Source organism: Tessaracoccus sp. OH4464_COT-324, assembly GCF_003932855.1.
GTDB lineage: Bacteria > Actinomycetota > Actinomycetes > Propionibacteriales > Propionibacteriaceae > Arachnia.
Map to the genome: position 1 here is coordinate 1 of NZ_RQYZ01000108.1, position 429 is coordinate 429.

The following is a 429-nucleotide window of genomic DNA, read 5'->3' on the forward strand; positions in this document are numbered from 1 at the left end:
CAGAAAAATACCAGCCACTACTGGTGGAAGTACTTGTATCATCAATGTTGGAATAATTTTGTCACTGACATCTAATGTTGGCACGACAGCACGTCCTAATGCACCAGCGAGATGCATTCCCAGCATTAATGCAGCAATGACAATTGTTCCAATGACAATACCACTATGCAATGCTTTGCTATTTTTATAGGACATCGCTCGCACAACGGTATGAGGTAAACCAAGTAAACCAAAGCAGACTAACACCCAAGAGGATGCCATAAAAGTAAAGTCAAGAGGTCTAGCATCAATACCATAAGGGGTAATTAAATTTGGATCAATTTTAGCCAAGTTATCAATAATTTGGCTAACGCCCCCTCCAGCATAAATAACACCGCCAAGCAATAAAAAGGTTCCTAGAACCATAATTAATCCTTGAATAGTATCAGT

1 protein-coding gene is annotated in these 429 nt (G+C 39.4%); it reads right to left on the minus strand.

All coding sequences use genetic code 11. The annotated features are described in order from the left end of the window. The coding region (locus EII42_RS12320) for a hypothetical protein (RefSeq protein WP_255416268.1) at nucleotides 1–420 on the minus strand (420 nt) is incomplete at its 3' end. Nucleotides 421–429 lie beyond the last annotated feature (9 nt).